Here is a 20,134-nt window from a genome sequence, read left to right as displayed (position 1 = left end):
GGTCCCTTCCGCAGACGGTGCGTCCCACCAACGAACGCGAGCGGAGTCAGTTCAGATCGCGGGCGACCCGCAACCCGTCGGCGAAATAGCGCACGTCGGCGTCATAGCCGATGCGGGCGGTGACGGCGATGGCGTCCTGTCCGTCCCGCCAGGAGCCGCCGCGCAGCACCCGTTTGCGGCAATCGCCCTCCGTCCAGGCGCTGCCGTCCGTCGGGGCGCCCTTGTAGCCGGGGTTCCAGCAGTCGGCGACCCACTCCGCCACGCCGCCGCTGGTGTCGTAGAGGCCGAAGGCGTTGGGCTGGAAGCTGCCGACCGGCGCCGGCAGGGAGCGGTCGTCGCCCCCGCCGCAGTCGCGGCAGTTGGCGAGCCGCGCCCCCGGCGTCAGACTATCGCCCCATGCGAAGCGCGCCGCACTGCCGCCGCGCGCCGCGTATTCCCATTCAGCCTCGCTCGGCAGGCGGTAGCGCTGCCCGGTCTTACGGCTGAGCCACTCGGTGTAGGCCAGCGCGTCCTCGACATGGATGTTGTGGACCGGCGTGTCGTCGGAGGGGTTGCGCATCCGCGGCATGGCGGCGCAACCGCCGCCCTCCACGCAGGCCCGCCAGTTGGCGACCGTGACTTCGTAGACCCCGATGGCGAAGGGCCGGGCGAAGGTGACGCGGCGGGGCGGGCGCTGGCTGGCGTCGCCGCGCTCGCTGCCCATGACGAAGCTGCCGGCGGGAATGCGCATCATCGGCGGGCAGGCCGGGCAATCCTGGAAGCTGCTGCCGTTGCCCTGCGCCCGCCCCTGCGAGCCCCCCGGCTGGACCGGTGCGGCAAGCGCCAGCCGCTGGCGGTCCTCCGGCCCGGCGGGACGCAGCGCGGGACCACGGACGAAGCCCTGCACGCCGCCCTGGGTGCCGTCATCCAGGGCGACCCGGTACCAGTCGGCGTCGGCCACCCGGCCCAGCACCCGAACCGCACCCTCCTTGGCGAGGGTGCCGACCCGCTCCGACCGCGCATCCGGCCCGGCGCGCAACTCCGCGTCGGCGACGGCCACGTACATCCCCTCCCCGGCGGTGTCGAGCTGAAGCTCCGGCGGCGGAGACGCCTTGCCGCTGGATGCTCCATTGCCCGCACCATTGCCAGACCGCCCGCTGCTCCCCGCCCCACCCGCCGAGGAGAGCGCCGCGACCTTGGCCGATTCGGCGCGCAACCGGTTCAGCCGGTCCCGCGCCGGGGCGGCGAAGGGGCCGGTGCCGAACAGCCGCAGGAAGGCGTCCAGCGCATCGGCGTCGCGGCTGTCGCGCACGCGGCGCCACAGCGACTCCTCAAGATCGGCCTGCGGCGGGGCAGCGCCGGCCTCCTCCACCTCCAAAAGCGCGCTCATCGTCGTACGCCCGCCGCGCCCGTCCTCGACCAGCACACTGAACACCCCGGCGCGGCCCGCCGGCGCCCGTTCCGGGTCGAAGGTCAGGGCGGTAAGCCGCTCCGGCGCCAGCTTGTCGCCGGGCTTCAGCGGGGTGGTGCCGTCATGGACCTTGCCCCGCTCCGGCACGGTGCTGACCGTGAAGGTCAGCGGATCGTTATCGGGGTCGGTTGGCACCTCCAGCCGCAGGCTGTTGACCACGGCGCGCACGCTGCGCTCGGCGACGGCGACCGGCGGGCGGTTGCTCGGCTTGATGAGGATCGGCACGGCGCCCCGCGCCACCCCGCCGCGCCCGTCCATCACCGCAAACTCGAAGCTGCCGGCGTCGCCGAGGTGGGTGGCGTCGGCCCGGAAGGTCGCGGCGGTGAGCTGGTCGAGCGTCAGATAGTCGCCGATCAGCACCACCCGGTCGCCGATGCGCACCCCGCCGCCGCGCGGCAGGCCGGTCACCTGGGCGAAAAGCTGGTCGTTGTCGGGATCGCTGGGCCGCGCGATGCCCATCCCCTCCGTCCCACCGCGGTCGAACACCTCCAGCGTCTTGAAGGCGGCGAGCTGCGGCGGCCGGTTCTCCGGCAGCGGGTTGAAGTAGAAGGGGGCGGCCCCCAGCGATCCGTAGAGGAACGGTTCCTGGCGGCCCTGGGTGACCTGCATGACGTCGTCGCGCACGCGGCGGAAGAACAGGCTCAGCTCCAGCCCCGGCACGTCGAAGTTCTTCAGGAGCGACGCGGTGTAGGGGCTGTGGTCGCCCTGCCCGTCCTCGGCCACCGCGTCGGCGCGGGTGGCCATGGCGACCAGCGTGTCGGTCGGCGTGTCGTCGACGCGGGCGAATCCGGAATGAACCTCCGTCCGCTTGGTGCCGGACCGCACCAGCCGGTCGGCGAAGGGGTTGTTGCGGCAGGCGTCCAGGATCAGGATGCCCAGCTTGCGCGCCTGGGCCAGCTCGCCCATCGGCAGGTTCAGCGGCAGCGCCTCGTAGACCAGATCGCGCTCGCGCTCCAGCCGGGCGTCGGCGGGGATCAGGAAGTTGGTGCCGCCGACCTGCATGCCGTGGCCGGCGAAATAGAGCAGCGCCACGTCGGCCTGCGCCGCCTGGATGCCGAAGCCGCGCAACGCCTCCGCCATGCCGCGGTTGTCGAGGTCGTAGCGCTCCTCCACCGCGAAGCCAAGCTTGCGCAGGGCCGCCGACATGGCGCGGGCGTCGTTGCGCGGGTTGGGCAGTTCGGTGGCGTGACGGTAGGCGCCGACGCCGATGACCAGGGCGATGCGCTGCTCCGGCACGGTGGCCGCCAGACCGGGCGCCTCCCATGCCGCCACGGCCAGCAGAAGGCCGGCGGTCAGCGCCAGGAAAATGCGGCACGAGACGAAACGGCGAAGGCGTGCAGCCATGGTCACCCCATGCCATGGTCACCGGACGGCGGGGCGCGGACGCCCCCACATTCCAATCCGTCCAGTATTTGGCCGCGCCCCCAGGAACAAGAGGACAAAACCGGCTAAGGGCTTCCCACAGGCGGGGGCATGGTCCCCCGCAAGAAAGACGGGGCCTGCGGCGGGCGGCGCGGCGAATGCGCGATCCGGGGCGATCCAGGGCGATCCAGGGCGATGTTGTGCTTTCCCTTTGCCCGAAAGGTTTCTATATGACCCCTTCGACAACACAGGGATCATGCCATGCCGCCCGCCAAGCCGACGGTCGCCAAGATGACCGAAACCGAAATCGCCCGTGTGCAGAGCTATCTGCGCAAGACGCTCGGCAACGACAAGATCATCATCCAGCCGCCCGAGAAGGCCGGCCAGTCCGCAGAAGTCATGCTGGGCGACGAATTCGTCGGCACCCTGCACCGTGACGTGGACGAGGGTGAGGTCTCCTACGCCCTGCACGTCGTCATCCTGGAAGAAGACCTGCCGGCAGCCCCGACGGCCCGTCGCTGAGTCACGTCTTTCCAGCGCGGTCCTCTCCCGTCCCCGCGGCGGGAGGGGCGCTTGCCCGCGCGCCACTGCGCGCCGAATAAAAAGCCAGATGAGTGTCAGCCCGGCCGGCTGTGGCGGCGCAGTTCCGCGGCCAGCCCGGCCATCAGCGTCTCACCGCCCGACAGGGTGAGGCCGCGCACCAGGACCAGCGCCGGCAGATGGTTCCGGCGCAGCAGAAGCAGCCGGTAGCCGGCGCGCCGCCGACGGCCCTTCCCCGCTTTCCCGTCCTCCTCCGCATCCACGTCCCCGCCGGCCAGCGCCAGTTCCTTTTGGTGCTGCTGTACGGTCATCGTCTGGATGCGCGCCACGAACAGCGGGCGTTTGCCCTGCGGTGGGTAGAGCGCCACCCCGCGGATCGTGTCGTGGGGGACAAGCTGTCCGTGGGCGGTCAACCCTTCCGGCGCCACGACCAGCCGCACGGCGCTGCGCCGGGCCGCCCGCAGCAGCGTGATCATCCACATCAGCAGAAGCGGCACCGCGCACAGGACCCCCAGCCAGCGCAGCATCGAGGCCGTCGGCTCCAGCGTCAATTCGGCCACGACGACGAAACCGGCCAGCAGCAGGGCAGCGTAGAGGAGATGGGCGTAACGCTGGGGCGGCACACTGGACGGCGACGCCTCAAACACCGTCGCCTGCCCCTTGTCCTCGCGGGAGATCTCGACCTCGGGCATCCCGTCCGCATCCTCATCACGCCGCCACACACCGCCCTAATACCCTCGACGCGCCCAACATGCCAGAACAGCGGCGCCCACCCGCCTGTCCAGCGATCCGGTCACCTGTCCAGTCTTCCAGACAGGTTCGCTCCGGAGGCCCTTCCCGAAAGCACGGAAAACCGGCGCCGGAAACCCGCTCAAGCGCTGGCATGGGCATTGCTTTCCTTTGCAACGAAGCGTCCCGTGGCCGCGTCGTTCCCTGTGGCCATGGCGGCGATTCCTCCAAAGCATCTGGCCGGCCGCACCGTCGTTTCCGCGACGGGTGCGACCGGCACTTTTTTGGCCGGCACTTTTTTGGCGGGTGCGGCGTCAGTCCCCGGCGGGCGCTTCGGCCCCCTCGGTCGGGAAGTCGGCGGGAAGCGTGATCTCCAGCATCTCCAGATCGTCGGAGTGCGCGATCTCGACATGGCGGATGCCCGGCGGCTGGTGCACGCAGGAGCCGGCCTGCAACAGCACCTCTCCCACGCCTTCATAGGCGAATTTCACCCAGCCCTTCAGCACGTAGACCATCTGGAAATCCAGCGCGTGCCGGTGCCAGCCGCCGTGCGACGGCTCGCCGGGGCGGGCGCGGATGACGTGGGCGTTCGCCTTGCCTGCCGTGGCGGCGCGGATGCCGAGGTCGCGGTATTCGAAGAAGGGTCGCAGCCCGTCGCGCTTGAAGTCCGCCGGATCGGGGTGGCTGACCGCGAAGGTCACCGAATCATTCGCGGGCGCGTCGTTTTTGGACATGCCGTTTCCTCCCATCGTCATTGATTGCTCCAAGTATGACCGAAAGCCGCGTATACGGCATACCCCCGCCGCGCACGGCGCCATTGCGGCCCATGCAGGGCGCCGCGCTATAGTGATGCCCGCCGCGCACAAGACGTGGCCGCCAAAGAAGAAATGCCCGATCGGGAGGAAAGCATGGATCACGCCGTCGCGGAGTCCACCGGACAGCCGCCGCTGCCGCAGGACGTCGCCGTCAACCCCATCCGCTCCGCCGCGGACTGGCAGAGCCAGCGCGCCGCCTGCGAGGGCGACCCCGGCGCCTTCCACGGCGCCATCGCCGCGGAGACGATCCACTGGTTCGACGGCGCGCACTGGCTGATGCGCGATGCCGACGGCGTCTGGCGAGGCTGGAACGCCGCGACGGGTGAGGCGGCGGAGCGGGCGGACTGGACGCCCTGGACCCAGGCGTTCGACGGGTCCGAAGCGCCCTTCTACCGCTGGTTCGCGGGCGGGCTGACCAACGCCGCCTTCAACGAGGTGGACCGCCACGTCCTGTCCGGCCATGGGGCGGAGACCGCCTACTGGTACGAGGGCGATCGCTGGGACGCCGCCGCCAACGGCGAGCGCGGCGGCCCGGTCCATCACGTCACGCTGACCCGGCGCGAGTTGCTGATCCGCTCCACGCTGGCCGCTCTGGCGCTGCGCGGGCTCGGCCTCCGCCAGGGCGACCGAATCGCGCTGAACATGCCCAACATCCTCGACCAGATCGTCTGGACCGAGGGGGCGAAGCGCCTCGGCGTCATCTACACCGCCGTCTTCGGCGGCTTTTCCGACAAGACGCTGTCCGACCGTATCGAGAACGCCGGTGCCCGCGTCGTCATCACCGCCGACGGCGCCAGCCGCAACGCCGAGATGGCCCCCTTCAAGGAAGCCTACAGCGACCCGGCGCTCGACCGCTTCGTCGCCCTGCCCACGGCGCTGCGCATCACCGAGGAGGTTTTGCGCGCCAAGCTGGGAGACGACGCCCTGATGGAGCCGGTGCGCCGCGGGCTGGCGGGCGAGATCACCGTCGCCCCCGCCGACGTGATGCGCGAGCTTGGCCGGGCTCTGGACCGCGCCGGGACGCTCGACGCTGCCACCGTGGCCGACCTGCGCGCCAGCGTCGCCGAGGCGCTGACCGCCGCCCCGCCGCGCGTCGAGGCGGTGATCGTCGTCCGCCACGCCGGGCTTCCCGACATTCCCTGGACCGAGGGGCGCGACGTCTGGGCGCATGAGCTGCTGGCGACGGCCGAGGCAGCGCTGTGCGCCGCCGCCGGCCTGCCGGACATGGAAACCCTGCGGGCGCTTGACGACCGGGCGCTCTACGCCGCCGTGGCGAAGGCCGCTCCCTGCGTTCCGGTGGATGCCGAATATCCGCTGTTCATCATCTACACCTCCGGCTCCACAGGGAAGCCGAAGGGCGTGGTGCATGTCCATGGCGGCTACGTCGCCGGCCTCGCCCACACCATGAAGGTCAGCTTCGACGCCCTGCCGGGCCGCGACGCGATCTACGTCGTCGCCGATCCCGGCTGGATCACCGGGCAGAGCTACCTGATCACGGCCAGCCTCGCCGCCCGCATCCCTGGCATCGTGACGGAGGGAGCGCCCGTCTTCCCCAACGCCGGGCGCTTCGCCTCGATCATCGAGCGGCACAAGGTCACCATCTTCAAGGCGGGCGTGACCTTCCTGAAGACGGTCATGACCCACCCGGAGAACCGCGCCGACGTGGAGCGCTACGACCGCTCCAGTTTGCGCGTCGCCACCTTCTGCGCGGAGCCGACCAGCCCCGCCGTCCAGGCCTTCGGCATGGCGGTGATGACGCCGCAATACATCAACAGCTATTGGGCGACGGAGCATGGCGGCATCGTCTGGACCCACCCCTACGGCAACCCCGACCAGCCGCTGCGCGCCGACGCCCACACCTATCCCCTGCCCTGGGTGCTGGGCGACGTCTGGGTTCCCGAGAGCGAGCCGGACGCCACGGGCCGCGTCGCCTTCCGCCCCGCCGAGGTGGAGGAGAAGGGCGAGATCGTCGTCACCGCCCCCTATCCCTACCTGACCCGCACCATCTGGGGCGACGCGGAGAATGTCGGCAAGCCGGGCTGGAAGGGCGATTTCGACCGCTTCGTGGCGACCTATTTCGGGCGCTTCCGCAACGCCGAGGGCCGGCCGGTCTGGGCCTACCTGCAAGGCGACTTCGCGCGCAAATACGAGGATGGCAGCTTCAGCCTGCACGGGCGGTCCGACGACGTCATCAACGTGTCCGGCCACCGCATGGGCACGGAGGAGATCGAGGGCGCGATCCTGCGCGACAAGCAGATGAACCCCGACAGCCCGGTCGGCAACGTCATCGTGGTCGGCGCCCCTCACCGCGAGAAGGGGCTGACCCCCGTCGCCTTCGTCCTGCCCGCCAAGGGCCGCGACATCACCGCCGACGACGAGCGCCGGCTCAAGGATCTGGTGCGGCAGGAGAAGGGCGCCGTCGCCGTCCCCTCCGACATCCTCGCCGTTCCGGCCTTTCCCGAGACGCGGTCCGGCAAGTACATGCGCCGCTTCCTGACGGCGATGATGAACGGGGAGCCGTTGGGCGACACCTCCACCCTGCGCAACCCGGAATGCCTGACCGACCTGGAGGCGCGCATCGCCACTTGGAAGCGCGGCCAGCAGCGGGCCGAGGAACAGACCCTCATCGAGCGGCAGCGCTTCCTGTCCGTCCAGTACGACCGGCTGGCCGACGGCGTGCGCATGGCGACGGTGACCATCGACAACCCGCCGGTCAACGCCCTGTCCGACCGGCTGCTCGACGAGCTGGACACGCTGGTCGCCCATCTCGCCCGCCGGGCCGACGTGCGCGCCGTGGTGATCACCGGCACGGGCCGCAACTTCGTGGCCGGCGCCGACATCCGCCAGCTTCTCGACGAGGTGCGGGACGAGAGCGAGGCCCGCGCCCTGCCCGCCAAGGCCCACGCCGTCTTCCGCGCCATCGCGGCGATGGACAAGCCGGTCTATGCCGCCATCCGCGGCGTGGCGCTCGGCGGCGGCTGCGAGCTGGCGATGGCCTGCCATGTCCGGGTGGCCGATCCCCGCGCCCGGCTGGGCCAGCCGGAGATCAACCTGTTCCTGCCGCCGGGCTATGGCGGCACGCAGCGTCTGCCGCGCCTGCTGCTGCGCAAGGCCCCGGAGCGGGGTTACGGGCGGGCAGGGGCGGGGACTTCTTCTCCAAGAACAGGGCGATGCCATTCTTGGCGCCGTGCTCGGAGTCGAGGAGGAAGCGCGCAAAGGCGGCGATCTCGGCAGCAGAACCGGCGTCGAAGCCGTCGCGCAGGCCGGTGTCGACCAACTGGACGATGGTGTCGGCACTTGCCCCCACGACCGCGCATGCCCCCACCCTAACCCTCCCCGCTTCGCAGGGGAGGGAACTCCGCCGCCCGCCGATAAAACCCTCCCCTGCGCAGCGGGGAGGGAGGACCCGCGAAGCGGGAGGGTGGGGGCAATGCGCCCGTCTGCTGAAACAAGCCCACAGCGTCGGCCGCGGCCCCGTCGCCGACACCATCGTCCAGTTGGTCGACACCGGCCTGCGCGACGGCTTCGACGCCGGTTCTGCTGCCGAGATCGCCGCCTTTGCGCGCTTCCTCCTCGACTCCGAGCACGGCGCCAAGAATGGCATCGCCCTGTTCTTGGAGAAGAAGTCCCCGCCCCTGCCCGCCCGTCCGCGGCGCGACAGCCGCGACGGCGTGCTGCCCATCGGCAGCCCCTTCGTTCCCGGCGCCACCCCCCTGCCCCGCTGGCAGCTCGCCCAGGCCGTCGTTCGCGACCTGGAAACCGGCGCGGCAGCCCATGGCGACCCGGCACAGGCCGAAACCGAGGTGGTCATCCCCGTCCCCGAGCCCGGCCCCAACCAGGCGCTCGTCTACGTCCTGGCTTCCGAGGTCAACTACAACGACGTCTGGGCGCTGACCGGCATCCCCATCTCGCTGTTCGACGAGCATGACGAGGACGTGCACGTCACCGGCTCCGGCGGCGTCGGCATGGTCGTGCGCATGGGCGAGGCGTTGCAGGCCCAGGGGCGGCTGGCGGTCGGCGATCTGGTCGCCGTCTATTCCGGCGTCTCGGACCTGCTGGACCCGGAGGCCGGGGCCGACCCGATGTTCACCGATTTCCACATCCAGGGCTACCAGTCGCCGGACGGCAGCCACCAGCAGTTCATGCTGGCCGACGGGCCGCAGCTCTTCCCCCTGCCGCCCGGCCTCGCGCTGGAGGAGGCGGGCAGCTACATGCTCGCCGCCGGCACCGGCTACCGCGCGCTGTTCACGGCGCTCGACGTCCAACCCGGCAAGCGCCTGCTGGTCGAAGGTGCGGCGGGCGGCACCGGCGCCTGGACGGTGGAGCTGGCATTGGCCCGGCGCATGAAAGTGACCGGCATGGTGTCGTCGGAACGCCGTGCCACGGCCATCCGCGCCCGTGGGGCGGAGGCGGTGGACCGTTCCGTTGCCGAGGCCGCCTTCACCCGCATCCCCGCCGATCCGGCGCACTGGGGGGCGTGGGAGGAAGCCGGGCGCCCCTACATCGACGCGCTGCGCGCCGCCAACGGCGGCCACCTTGTGGACTACGCCGTCAGCCACGCCGGCGAGACGACCTTCCCGCGCACCTTCCAATCGTTGGCGGACGGCGGCGCGCTGACCTTCTTCGGCGCCTCCAGCGGCTACCACATGACCTTCCTCGGCAAGCCCGGCGCCGCCGAGCCCGCCGAGATGCTGCGCCGCGCCCGCCTGCGCCCCGGCGAGGCCGTGCTGGTCTTCTACGGCGCCGGGGCGGTGGGGCTGCGCGACGACATGGCGCTGTCGGCCATCGAGGCGGCGCGCGAGAGCGGCGCCCGCGTCTGCGTCGTTACCGACCGGGATTCCGAACGCGACTTCGTGCTGTCGCTGGGCTACGGCGAGGCGCTGGCCGGCGCCGTGTCGCTGGCCGAGATCACGCGCCGTGTGCCGCATTTCGACTGGCCCGACACCATGCCGGACCTGCCCGACCCGCAGCGCGAGACCGCAGCCTTCAAGGAGGCGGTGCGGCTGTTCACCGAAGACAGCTTCAAGCCGCTGGGCCAAGCGGTGGGCCGTATCCTGCGCGCCGCCGACAATCCGCGCGGCATGCCGGACGTGGTGGTGGAGCGGGCGCGGCGCGACACGCTGGCCGTCTCGACCATGCTGGTCAAGCCGCACACGGGGCGCGTGGTCTATTGCGGCGACATGAGTGGTCGTCGCTACAGCTTTTACGCGCCGCAGGTGTGGATGCGCCAGCGCCGCATCCTGATGCCATCCGCATCCATCGTCGGTACGCATCTTTCGAACGCTGCGGAAATCGCAGGGCTGAACCGCGTCATTGCGTCGGGGGCGGTCCGTGTGCCAACGACATACCTCGGGAACTGGGACGAGCTGCCCACGCTCCATCAGGCCATGTGGGAGAACCGCCTGCCGGAAGCGACCGGCGGCGCCGCCAAGGCCGTCGTGAACCACGCGCTGCCGGAAGCGGGCCTGACCTCGCGCGACGAACTGCTGATCGCCTGGGCGGGGTCGGCAACAGGAAAGGGACAATGAGGCTTATCATCAAGGACCTGTGCCACCGCTACGACGACCTCGTCGTGCTGGACGGCATCGACCTGACGGTGCAGGAGGGAGAGGTTCTGGCCGTCATCGGCCCGTCGGGCTGCGGCAAGTCCACCCTGCTCGGCATCGCCGGCGGCATCGTGGCGCCCACCTCCGGCACCATCGCGGTGGCGGGCGAGGTGCCGGACGGCTGCTTGAACCCGATCACCTTCATCTTCCAGGACTTCGCCCTGCTGCCCTGGCGCAGCGTCGAGGACAACCTGTCGCTCGTCCTCGAACACCACCCGCTGTCGACGGCGGAGCGGCGGGAGCGCATCGAATCCGGCCTGCGCCGCATGGGTCTGTGGGACTTCCGCAAGGCGCTGCCCAAGCAGTTGTCGGGCGGCATGCGCCAGCGCGTCGGCATCGCCCGCGCGCTGGCCGTGCGCCCGGCCATGCTGCTGCTGGACGAGCCGCTGTCGGCGCTCGACGCCCAGACGCGCGAGCTGCTGATGGAGGATTTCCTGTCGCTTTGGCAGCGCGAGCGGACGACCGCCCTCTACGTCACCCACAATCTGGACGAGGCGCTGCGGCTGGCTGACCGGGTCGTCGTGCTCAGCCGCCGCCCCGGCCGCCTGCGCGAGATCGTGACCATCGAGGAGCCGCGCGACCAGCGGCTGGAACCCTCCGCCCAGGCCCATCTGGCGGAGGTGCGCGACCGGCTGTGGCACCTGATCCGGGCCGAGGCCCAACTGGCCGACCGGGAGATCGCCGATGCCTGACACCAGCCTCCCCATGACCGAACGTTCCGCCACGCCGTCGCAACCCGTCCGCTTCCGCGGCGGCGGCTTCACGGTCAAGGGGCACCGCTGGGCGGCGCTGCTCGCCTTCGTGATCCTGATCGCGGTGTGGGAATCCACCAACCGCTTCGGCCTCGTCAGCGAGCTGTTCTTGCCGCCGCCGAGCGCGGTCGCCTCGGCGCTGGCCGCCATGGCGCAGGATGGATCGCTGTGGCAGCACCTGAAGGCGTCGCTGATGCGCATCGGCGTCGGCTGGGTCATGGGCACGGTGGCCGGCATGGCCGTGGGATTCGCCATGGGCATCGGGTCGGTGGCGCGGGCGGTCGGCGTGCCCCTGGTCTCGGCCTTCTTCCCGATCCCGAAGATCGCGCTGCTGCCGCTGTTCATCCTGTGGTTCGGCATCGGCGAGCCGTCGAAGTTCGCCACCATCGGCTTCGGCGTCTTCTTCCCTACGGTGATCGCCACCTACAGCGCCATCGATTCGGTGCCGCGCAACCTGATCCGCATGGCGCAAAGCTTCGGCCTGCCCTGGGCGTCGATCCTGCGTAAGATCGTGCTTCCCGGTGCCCTCCCCGGCATCCTCGCCGGCTTCCGCATCACCGCCTCCATCGCGCTGATCCTGGTGGTCGCGGCGGAGATGATCGGCGCGGAATACGGCATCGGCGCCTTCGTCCTGACCGCCGGCAACCTGATGCTGACCGACCAGCTCCTGGCCGGCGTGCTGGTTCTCTCGCTGCTCGGCCTGAGCATCGGGACCGTGCTGTCCATCCTGGAACGCCGCCTGCTGAAATGGCGGTGAGAAAAATGATGATTGAGAAAGGGAGACTGAGAATGACCGTCGTGCGTTGGAGCCGCCGTTTGGTTCTGGGTGCAATGGGTGCCGCGGCCCTGGCGCTGGCCGGGACGCCCGCCGCCGAGGCGCAGGGGTTGGAGAAGACCTCCATCGGCGTGCTGGCGCTGGCCTCTTCCGGCCCGATCTTCATCGCCAAGTCCAAGGGCTATTTCGAGAAGGAAGGGCTGGACGTTGATCTGAAGATGTTCACCTCGGCCCAGCAGGTGCCGGTGGCCGTTGCCTCGGGCGACGTGGATTTCGGCGTCACCGGCCTCACGGCGGGCTTCTACAACCTCGCCGCCAAGGGCGCCGTCACCATGATCGCGGCGCAGAGCCGCGACGAGCCGGGCTTCCAGCTCAGCGCCTATGTGGCGACCAAGGCGGCGCATGAGGCTGGGCTGACCAAGCCGGCCGACCTCAAGGGCAAGCGCATCGCCATCACCACGGTGGGCTCGACCTTCCATTACATGGTCGGCCTGCTCGGCCAGAAGCACGGCTTCACGGTCAAGGACGTGACCATGGTGGCGATGCAGGACGTGCCGAAGATGGTCGCCGCCTTCAAGGGCGGTCAGGTGGACGCGGTGATCGCCCCGGTGACGGTGGCCCGCCAGCTCGCCGCCGAAGGCTCCGGCACCATCCTGGGCTGGGTCGGCGACGAGACGCCGTGGCAGCTCGGCGCCCTCTTCACCAGCCCGAAGACCGTCGCCCAGCGCCGCCCGCTGGCCGAGAAATTCGTCAGCGCCTATCTGACCGCGCTGGCCGAATACCACGCCGCCTTCAACGCCAAGGACGCGTCGGGCGCCGTGGTGAAGGGCCCGGGCTACGACGAGCTTCTGGCGATCATCGCCGAGGCCACGAAGCAGAAGCCCGAGGTCGTTGCCGCCGGCCTGCCCTATGTCGAGCCGAAGGGCAAGCTGCTGGTCGACGACGTCGTCAATCAGGTGAAGTTCTGGCAATCCGAAGGCCAGGTGGACAAGACGCTGGACGCCAAGTCCGTGATGGACCTGACCTTCGTGAAATGAGCGGGAGACTTACCGCTTGCCCGGCCCGTAGACCTTCGGCTGGGAGAAGTTGATGTGGTCGAGAAGCTCCTGCGTCGGACAGCCGTCCACCGGGAGCTTCGCGGCCTTCTGGTAGGCGCGGATGGCGGAACGGGTGTTGGGACCGATCTTCCCGTCGATCACGCCGGGGCGGAAGCCCTGCTCGGTCAGCGTCTTTTGGATGCCTTCGACATAGGCAAAGTACATGTCCGGCGTCATGCTGTCGGTCGGACAGGCGGCGTAGGCCGGCGACGCGAAGGCCGTGGCGGCCAGGAAAGCGGCGAACAGGCTGCGGTTCATGGTCTCTCTCCGTTTCTTGTTGCGGAGATCAACAACGCAGAGGCCGCGTTTCTTCCCAAGGGATAAAAAGGGGGGGCTGCTTCGCCCCCTCCCCGGCCCTCCCCCGCTTCGCAGGGGAGGGAGGATCAAGTCCCCTCCCCTGCGTAAGCGGGGGAGGGTTAGGGTGGGGGCGAGACCTACCCCCACCCGCACTCACGCCGCAGCGTCGTCGCTCTGCCCCTTCAGGCGCGCGGCCAGTGCGGCTTCCAGGAACATGTCCAGGTCGCCGTCCAGCACCGCCTGGCTCTGCGAGGTCTCCACCTCGGTCCGCAGGTCCTTCACCATCTGGTAGGGGTGCAGGACGTAGGAGCGGATCTGGTGGCCCCAGCCGATGTCGCTCTTGGTCGCCTCAAGCGCGGCGGCGGCGTCCTCGCGGATCTTCAGCTCCCGCTCGTACATGCGGGCACGCAGCATGTCCCACGCCTTGGCGCGGTTCTTGTGCTGCGAGCGCTCCTGCTGGCAGGCCACCACGATGCCCGTGGGCAGGTGGGTGATGCGGATCGCCGAGTCCGTCTTGTTGACGTGCTGGCCACCGGCGCCCGACGCCCGGAAGGTGTCGATGCGGCAGTCCTTCTCGTTGATCTCGATGTTGATCTTGTCGTCGATCACCGGAGACACCGAGACGGCGGCGAAGCTGGTCTGGCGGCGGGCCTGGCTGTCGAACGGGCTGATGCGCACCAGACGGTGCACGCCGGCCTCGGTCTTCAGCCAGCCATAGGCGTTGTGGCCGCTGATCTGCGCGGTGGCGGACTTGATGCCGGCCTCTTCGCCGGGGCTCTCCTCGAGCCACTGCGTCTTGTAGCCGTGCTGTTCCGCCCAGCGGAGGTACATGCGCATCAGCATCAGCGCCCAGTCCTGGGCCTCCGTGCCGCCGGCGCCCGCGTTCACCTCGATGAAGCAGTCGTTGGCGTCCGCCTCGCCCGACAGCAGGCTCTCGATCTGGAGCTTCGCGGCGCGGTCGCGCAGCGCGTAGAGCTGGGCCTCGGCATCGGCAACCACGGTCGCGTCGCCCTCGGCCTCGCCCATCTCGATCAGCTCCAGGCTGTCGGACAGGTCGCGCTCAAGCGCGCGGTAGCCGTTCACCGAGGTTTCGAGCTGGGTGCGCTCGCGCATGATGGTCTGCGCGCGGGACGGGTCGTCCCACAGCTTGGGGTCTTCGGCGTGGGCGTTCAGTTCGTCGAGACGACGCAGCGCGTTATCCCAGTCAAAGATGCCTCCTCAGCAGCGCCAGCGATTCTCTAATCTCGCCGGCGGCCGCTTCGATCTCGGCCCGCATCGCAGTGCCTCCTCGTCAGCCAGAGTTGAACCAGTGTCTTGGCCCTTATGTAGCGGGTTGGGCGCGGCGTTGCACCCTCTTATTCCACAGCCTCCCCGGCTTCCGCGACGCTGGGCCAGACCGGAACGGTAACCCGCCGGAGCGCCGCCCCGTCACCGGGGCATCCCACCAACCCACTCGGATGAAACCGTTTTTGCGCCGCAAAACCACTTTCGCGGCGCGAATAAGTGGCAGCCCCCCGTGATAGCGTCACCAACGTTCGTGCCCGTCTCCCGGCGGGCGCGGGCTGTCGGCGCCCCCGTTTCCCAACAACAATAGCGTGGCCCCCCGATGAACTTCACCAGCCTGGGGTTCCTGCTGTTCATCACGGCCTTCACGGCGGGCTTCATGATGCTCGCCAGGACGCGGCTGTTCACGCCGCTGCTGCTGGTGTCCAGCTATGTCTTCTACGGCTTCTGGGATTACCGCTTCTGCCTTCTGCTCGCCGGCACGACGCTGCTCGACTTCTATTGCGGCCTGCGCATCGCCGACGCGCCGAACCGGGCCACCGCGCGCATCTTCATGCAGCTCAGCCTCGCCGCCAATCTGGCGATCCTGTTCTTTTTCAAATACTTCAACTTCTTCATCGACAGCGCGCAGGTGGCGCTGGCCTCGCTCGGCCTCGACGTCGGGCACCGCACGCTGTCCATCATCCTGCCCGTCGGCATTTCCTTCTACACCTTCCAAAATCTCAGCTACACGCTGGACCTCTATCTCGGCCATCTGGAGAAGCCGGAGCGGTCGCTGCTGCGCTACGCGACCTTCGTCGCCTTTTTCCCGCAGCTCGTCGCCGGGCCGATCGTCCGGGCGCGCGACCTGCTGCCCCAGATCCAGAACGGCCCCCGCCACGACGTCAGCTTCGCCTTCCGCTTCGCCGGGCTGGAGAAGATCATCTGGGGCTATTTCCTCAAGCTCGGTCTGGCCGACAACGCCGCCGCCGTGGTCGACGCCCGCTTCGCCCAGCCGGAGTTCTTCAACGCGCTGAACCACGCCATCGGGCTGATCTGCTTCTCGCTCCAGATCTACGGCGACTTCGCCGGCTACTCGCTGATCGCCATCGGTCTGGCTCAGATCTTCGGCTACACGCTCTGCCAGAACTTTGCCCGCCCCTACTTCGCCATGGGCATGAAGGACTTCTGGCGGCGCTGGCACATCTCGCTGTCCACATGGTTCCGCGACTACGTCTACATCCCGATGGGCGGCGGGCGCACCCACTGGCTGCGCATCCGCAACCTGACCATCGTGATGCTGGTGTCCGGCCTGTGGCACGGCGCCGCCTGGACCTTCGTCCTGTGGGGCGCCATGCACGCCACCCTGATGGCGGCGGAGGACGGCGTGCGCTGGCTGGCCAAGCGCAGCCCGCTGCGGCTGAGCGGCGCGCCGCTGATGGCGGGCAAGCTGCTGACGGTCGGGCTGGTCTTCCTTCTCATCACGCTGACCTGGCTGCCCTTCCGCGCCGACGACATGCACACGGTGCGGACCATCCTGGGCATCATCGCCGAGGGCGATTTCAGCCTGCCGCGCGGCATGCAGCAGATGAGCTATCTGGTCCGCGTCGCCCTGTTCGGCCTCGTCGTGCTGATGATCGACGCGATGATCGAGTTCGGGGCCGGGCGCCGCTACGCCGGGGTGAACGTCGTGGTCCGCTCCGCCGGCTGCGCCACGCTGATCCTGATGCTCCTGCTCTTCGGCAATTTCGCCAACCGATCCTTCATCTATTTCCAGTTCTGAGGGAGCCCGAACCATGATCCGCCTTTTGGCCGTCGTCGGACTGATCCTGGGCATGGTGGTCGCCATGGACCGCGCGGTGGCGTCCTGGATGGGCGACACGCTCCTCCAGTCGTCGGACCGCTTCATGACCGTCTACCGCGACGGGCCGCCCGCCGACGTGGTGATCCTGGGCAACTCCCGTGCCGACAACCACTTCCCGGTGGAGGAGGTGCAGGCGCTGACCTGCGGCCGGGTGCTGAACCTGGGCATGGGCGGCGCCCCCACCACGGTCGGCGACCTGCTGTGGGAGGATTACCTGGACCGGCACGGCGCCCCCCGCCTGCTGCTGGTCGAGCCGACGAGCGTGGTCGACGACCCCAAGGCGCTCGCCGACCTGCCGCTGCTGGCCTACTACTCGGAGCGGGTGGACGGCTTCATCCGGCAGGTCGACGCCACCATGTGGGCCTCCAACAAGCTGTTCAACACGCTGATCTTCAACAACAACCAGACGATCCGGCTGGCCTTCGACGGGCTGCACCCGACCGGCGACCGGACGCTGAGCGGCACCATGTCGCCCTTCCTCAAGGCCCAGCTCGAAAAGGCGCCGACGGAGCGGATGGAGGGCTTCCAGCCGAACTGGGACGCGCTGGACCGCATCATCGGCACGGCGCGGGAGAAGGGCACGCGGGTCGCCGTGGTCATCACGCCCTTCTTCCCCGGCTACATCGAGAAGGTGACCAACTTCGACGCCTTCTTTGAGGATCTGAAAGCCCGCCTGCCGCCCGACGTGCCGGTGATCGACACCCGCCGCGAGGTCGAGGACGAGGCCCATTTCGTGGACGCCCTGCACATCAACCAAGAGGGAGTCCGCGTGATGCTGGCGCGGATGGAAGACCGGTTGCGCCCGCTGGCCGACTGCCCCACCGACACGGCCCCGGCCGACGCCATCGCCCAGCTCCGCCCGGACACCCACACCGCCGCGCGGCCCTGAACCTCCGCACAAAAGAAAAGCCCCGCCTCCCGAATCGGGAAGCGGGGCTTTTTCCTTGTCGAACCCGTCCGGTCGAACCGGCCCGGTCAGTAGAGACCGCCAGTCCCCACCGTCGCCGCCGATGGCGGAGCCGCCGGAGCGCCCCAGCCGCCCGGCTGCTGCTGGGCCGCCGCGTCGCCGCCGGGCACCCCGCCGGTCCAGCCGCCGTCCGCGGCGTGGGCCGAGCCGTCCAGCACCATCTGCGGCTGGTCTGGGTTCGGCTCGGTGCCGGGGATGAAGGCCTCCCAGATCGCCTTGCGCTCGCCGGGCTGGGCAAGACGCCCGTTCTCCGGGTTGACGCGGACGAGGCGCAGGCCGCGCGGCACGCGGAACGGCGTGGCCGGCTGGTCCTTCAGCGCCACCTCCATCACGTCCTTGAACACCGGCACCGCCGCCGAGCCGCCGGTCTCCTTGGCGCCCAGCGAGCGCGGCTGGTCGAAGCCGATGTAGGTGCCGACCACGAGGTTGGGCGAGAAGCCCATGAACCACGCGTCATGGCTGTCGTTGGTCGTGCCGGTCTTGCCGGCCAGCGGCTTGCCCAGCGACAGCAGCTTCGTCGCCGTGCCGCGCTGCACCACGCCCTCCAGCATGGAGACCATCTGGTAGACGGTGCGCGGGTCGTTGACCTGCTCCCGGGTGTCGGCGACGGCGGGAACGGCCAGCCCGTCGTTCCAGGCCACCTGATTGCAGGAGGCGCAGGGGCGCGTGTCGTGGCGGAAAACGGTCTTGCCGTTGCGGTCCTGCACCCGGTCGATGAAGGTCGGGCTCACCCGTTTGCCGCCGTTGGCCAGCATGGCGTAGGCGGTGGCGAGGCGCAGCACAGTCGTCTCGCCGGCGCCGAGCGACATCGGCAGATAGGGCTGGAGGTTGTCGGTGATGCCGAAATTCTCGGACAGCGCCTTCACCTTGTCCATGCCGACGGCCTGGGCCAGACGGACGGTCATGACGTTCCGCGACTTCTCGATGCCGGCGCGCAGCGGCGTCGGGCCGTAGAACTCGTGGCTGTAGTTCTCCGGCCGCCAGATCGGCTGGCCGTGGCCGGGGTCGTATTCGAACGGAGCGTCCATCACCAGCGAGGACGGGGTGAAGCCCTGGTTCAGCGCCGTCAGATAGACGAAGGGCTTGAAGGAGGAGCCCGGCTGCCGCATCGCCTGGGTGGCGCGGTTGAAGGAACTCATCTGCGGGGAGAAGCCGCCGACCATGGCGAGCACGCGGCCGGTGTGCGGGTCGAGCGCGACAAGACCGCCCTGCACCGCCGGAACCTGCCGCAACGCGTAGGTGCCCGCCGGCGCCTCCTTGCCCTTCTCGTCCTTGCCGGCGGCCTCGACCAGGATCAGGTCGCCCAGCTTGGCAACGTCGGAGGGACGGCGGATCTCCGGGCCGAGCCGGTTGTCGTCGCGTTGCGCCCGCGCCCAGCGCAGCTCGGCCAGCGGCACCCGGCCGCGCGAGCCGTCCGGCAGGCCGATGTCGAGCGCCGCCGCCTCGTCGTCCTTCAGCACCACCGCCAGATGCCAGCCCTCAGACCCCGGAGGCGGCGCCATGGAGGCGAGCTTCTTCGCCCAATTGTCGAAATTCTCCATCTTGCCGACCGGCCCGCGGTAGCCGTGGCGGCGGTCGTATTGCACCAGCCCGGTGCGCAGCGCCTTGGTCGCCGCCCGCTGCAGCACCGGGTCCATCGAGGCGCGGACCGACAGGCCGCCCTCGTAGAGCGCCTGTTCGCCATAGAGCTTCACCAGCTCGCGCCGGACCTCCTCGGCGAAATACTCCGACGTCACATACTCCTGCTCGTCGCGCTTGCGCACGACCAAGGGCTTGGACTGGGCGATCTTGGCCTCTTCCGGGGTGATGTGCCCGTCCTCGGCCATGCGCCCGATCACCCAGTTGCGCCGCGCGATGGCCGCATCGCGCTGGCGTTCCGGGTGGTAGTTGCTGGGCGCCTTGGGCAGGGCCGCCAGATAGGCCGCCTCCTCGATGTCCAACTCGTCCAGCGCCTTGTTGAAGTAGTTCAGCGCCGCCGCCGCCACGCCGTAGGAGCGGTATCCCAGGAAGATCTCGTTCAGGTACAGCTCGAGGATGCGGTCCTTGCTGAAGGCCCGCTCGATGCGGACCGCCAGGATCGCCTCCTTGATCTTGCGCGAGAAGGACACCTCGTTGGTCAGCAGCATGTTCTTGGCGACCTGCTGCGTGATCGTCGAGGCGCCCATCGGCCGGCGGTCTCGGCCGAGATTCTCCACGTTGGTCAGGATGGCGCGGGCGATGCCGACGGGGTCGATGCCCTTGTGGTCGTAGAAGTTCTTGTCCTCGGCGGACAGGAAGGCGTTCGTCACGCGCTTCGGCATGGCGTCGATGGGGACGAACACGCGCTTTTCCGACGCGAACTCCGCCAGCAGGCGCCCGTCGCCCGCATGGACGCGGGTGGTCACCGGCGGTTCGTAGTTGGCGAGCTTGGTGTAGTCCGGCAGTTCGTGATCGTAATGGTCCAGCATGTAGACCAGCCCCCCCGCCCCGGCCAGGGCGAGGATCACGACGGCCATCAGGGCGGACAGAATAAAGCGCATGACGGTTCCCAGACAGGCATGGCGGCGGTCCCGCCGCCTTCGTCCGGGACAGAGACCGGGAAGACGCGGAACCGTCCGATGGGCGGCATCCTACACCG

At 69.5% G+C, this 20,134-nt stretch carries 14 protein-coding genes; 8 read left to right on the top strand and 6 right to left on the bottom strand.

Annotated features, from left to right (window positions below):
* Nucleotides 1–46 precede the first annotated feature (46 nt).
* Complete coding sequence (locus ACWPXE_RS21240; RefSeq protein ID WP_454019360.1) at nt 47–2,794, bottom strand: SUMF1/EgtB/PvdO family nonheme iron enzyme; 2,748 nt, start codon at nt 2,792–2,794, stop codon at nt 47–49.
* A 279-nt stretch (nt 2,795–3,073) separates the two neighbouring features.
* On the opposite strand from ACWPXE_RS21240, the gene ACWPXE_RS21235 reads away from it, so the two are divergent.
* Nucleotides 3,074–3,334, top strand: a complete 261-nt coding sequence (locus ACWPXE_RS21235) for a DUF3126 family protein (protein ID WP_014241108.1) — start codon at nt 3,074–3,076, stop codon at nt 3,332–3,334.
* A gap of 95 nt (nt 3,335–3,429) precedes the next feature.
* Here the strand turns inward: ACWPXE_RS21235 and ACWPXE_RS21230 are convergent, their stop codons facing one another.
* Together ACWPXE_RS21230 and ACWPXE_RS21225 are read right to left on the bottom strand one after the other, a co-directional pair.
* Nucleotides 3,430–4,044, bottom strand: coding sequence for a hypothetical protein (locus ACWPXE_RS21230; protein WP_454019359.1), 615 nt, complete (start codon nt 4,042–4,044; stop codon nt 3,430–3,432).
* Between the two features lie 351 nt (nt 4,045–4,395).
* Nucleotides 4,396–4,815, bottom strand: a complete 420-nt coding sequence (locus ACWPXE_RS21225) for a cupin domain-containing protein (protein WP_014241111.1) — start codon at nt 4,813–4,815, stop codon at nt 4,396–4,398.
* Nucleotides 4,816–4,989: 174 nt separating this feature from the next.
* Here ACWPXE_RS21225 and ACWPXE_RS21220 point away from each other — a divergent pair, with 174 nt between their 5' ends.
* From ACWPXE_RS21220 to ACWPXE_RS21200, 5 genes are all read left to right on the top strand, one after another.
* On the top strand, nt 4,990–8,226 hold the full coding sequence (locus ACWPXE_RS21220; protein ID WP_454019358.1) for an AMP-binding protein: 3,237 nt from the start codon (nt 4,990–4,992) through the stop codon (nt 8,224–8,226).
* Between the two features lie 167 nt (nt 8,227–8,393).
* Nucleotides 8,394–10,424 (top strand): alcohol dehydrogenase catalytic domain-containing protein, encoded by a 2,031-nt coding sequence (locus ACWPXE_RS21215; RefSeq protein WP_454019357.1) that lies wholly within the window; start codon nt 8,394–8,396, stop codon nt 10,422–10,424.
* Nucleotides 10,421–11,194, top strand: coding sequence for an ABC transporter ATP-binding protein (locus ACWPXE_RS21210; protein ID WP_454019356.1), 774 nt, complete (start codon nt 10,421–10,423; stop codon nt 11,192–11,194). Before ACWPXE_RS21215 ends, ACWPXE_RS21210 begins: the two co-directional genes overlap by 4 nt.
* On the top strand, nt 11,187–12,011 hold the full coding sequence (locus ACWPXE_RS21205) for an ABC transporter permease (protein WP_454019355.1): 825 nt from the start codon (nt 11,187–11,189) through the stop codon (nt 12,009–12,011). Before ACWPXE_RS21210 ends, ACWPXE_RS21205 begins: the two co-directional genes overlap by 8 nt.
* 32 nt (nt 12,012–12,043) lie before the next feature.
* Nucleotides 12,044–13,066, top strand: coding sequence for an ABC transporter substrate-binding protein (locus ACWPXE_RS21200; RefSeq protein ID WP_454019354.1), 1,023 nt, complete (start codon nt 12,044–12,046; stop codon nt 13,064–13,066).
* Between the two features lie 9 nt (nt 13,067–13,075).
* Here ACWPXE_RS21200 and ACWPXE_RS21195 read toward each other — a convergent pair whose 3' ends face one another.
* On the bottom strand, nt 13,076–13,384 hold the full coding sequence (locus ACWPXE_RS21195) for a peptidoglycan-binding domain-containing protein (RefSeq protein WP_035675189.1): 309 nt from the start codon (nt 13,382–13,384) through the stop codon (nt 13,076–13,078).
* Nucleotides 13,385–13,576: 192 nt separating this feature from the next.
* Nucleotides 13,577–14,699 (bottom strand): peptide chain release factor 2 gene (gene prfB, locus ACWPXE_RS21190; protein WP_145674376.1). Its coding sequence is split into 2 segments (ribosomal slippage): nt 13,577–14,629 and nt 14,631–14,699, totalling 1,122 coding nucleotides; the frame shifts between segments, so codons are not numbered across the junction.
* 330 nt (nt 14,700–15,029) lie between these two features.
* Here prfB and ACWPXE_RS21185 point away from each other — a divergent pair.
* Complete coding sequence (locus tag ACWPXE_RS21185) at nt 15,030–16,469, top strand: MBOAT family O-acyltransferase (protein ID WP_454019353.1); 1,440 nt, start codon at nt 15,030–15,032, stop codon at nt 16,467–16,469.
* 13 nt (nt 16,470–16,482) lie between these two features.
* Entirely contained in the window at nt 16,483–17,439 is a 957-nt protein-coding gene (locus ACWPXE_RS21180; RefSeq protein ID WP_454019352.1) for a hypothetical protein, read from the top strand.
* Nucleotides 17,440–17,525: 86 nt separating this feature from the next.
* Here ACWPXE_RS21180 and ACWPXE_RS21175 read toward each other — a convergent pair whose 3' ends face one another.
* Nucleotides 17,526–20,036 carry a penicillin-binding protein 1A gene (locus ACWPXE_RS21175; protein WP_454019351.1) on the bottom strand — a complete coding sequence of 837 codons (2,511 nt, stop codon included), beginning with the start codon at nt 20,034–20,036 and terminating at the stop codon, nt 17,526–17,528.
* Nucleotides 20,037–20,134: the final 98 nt, after the last annotated feature.

Source organism: Azospirillum sp. Marseille-Q6669 (assembly GCF_965111635.1).
Note: the sequence above shows the minus strand (reverse complement) of the source record. Positions and strands in the feature narration are given on the sequence as shown.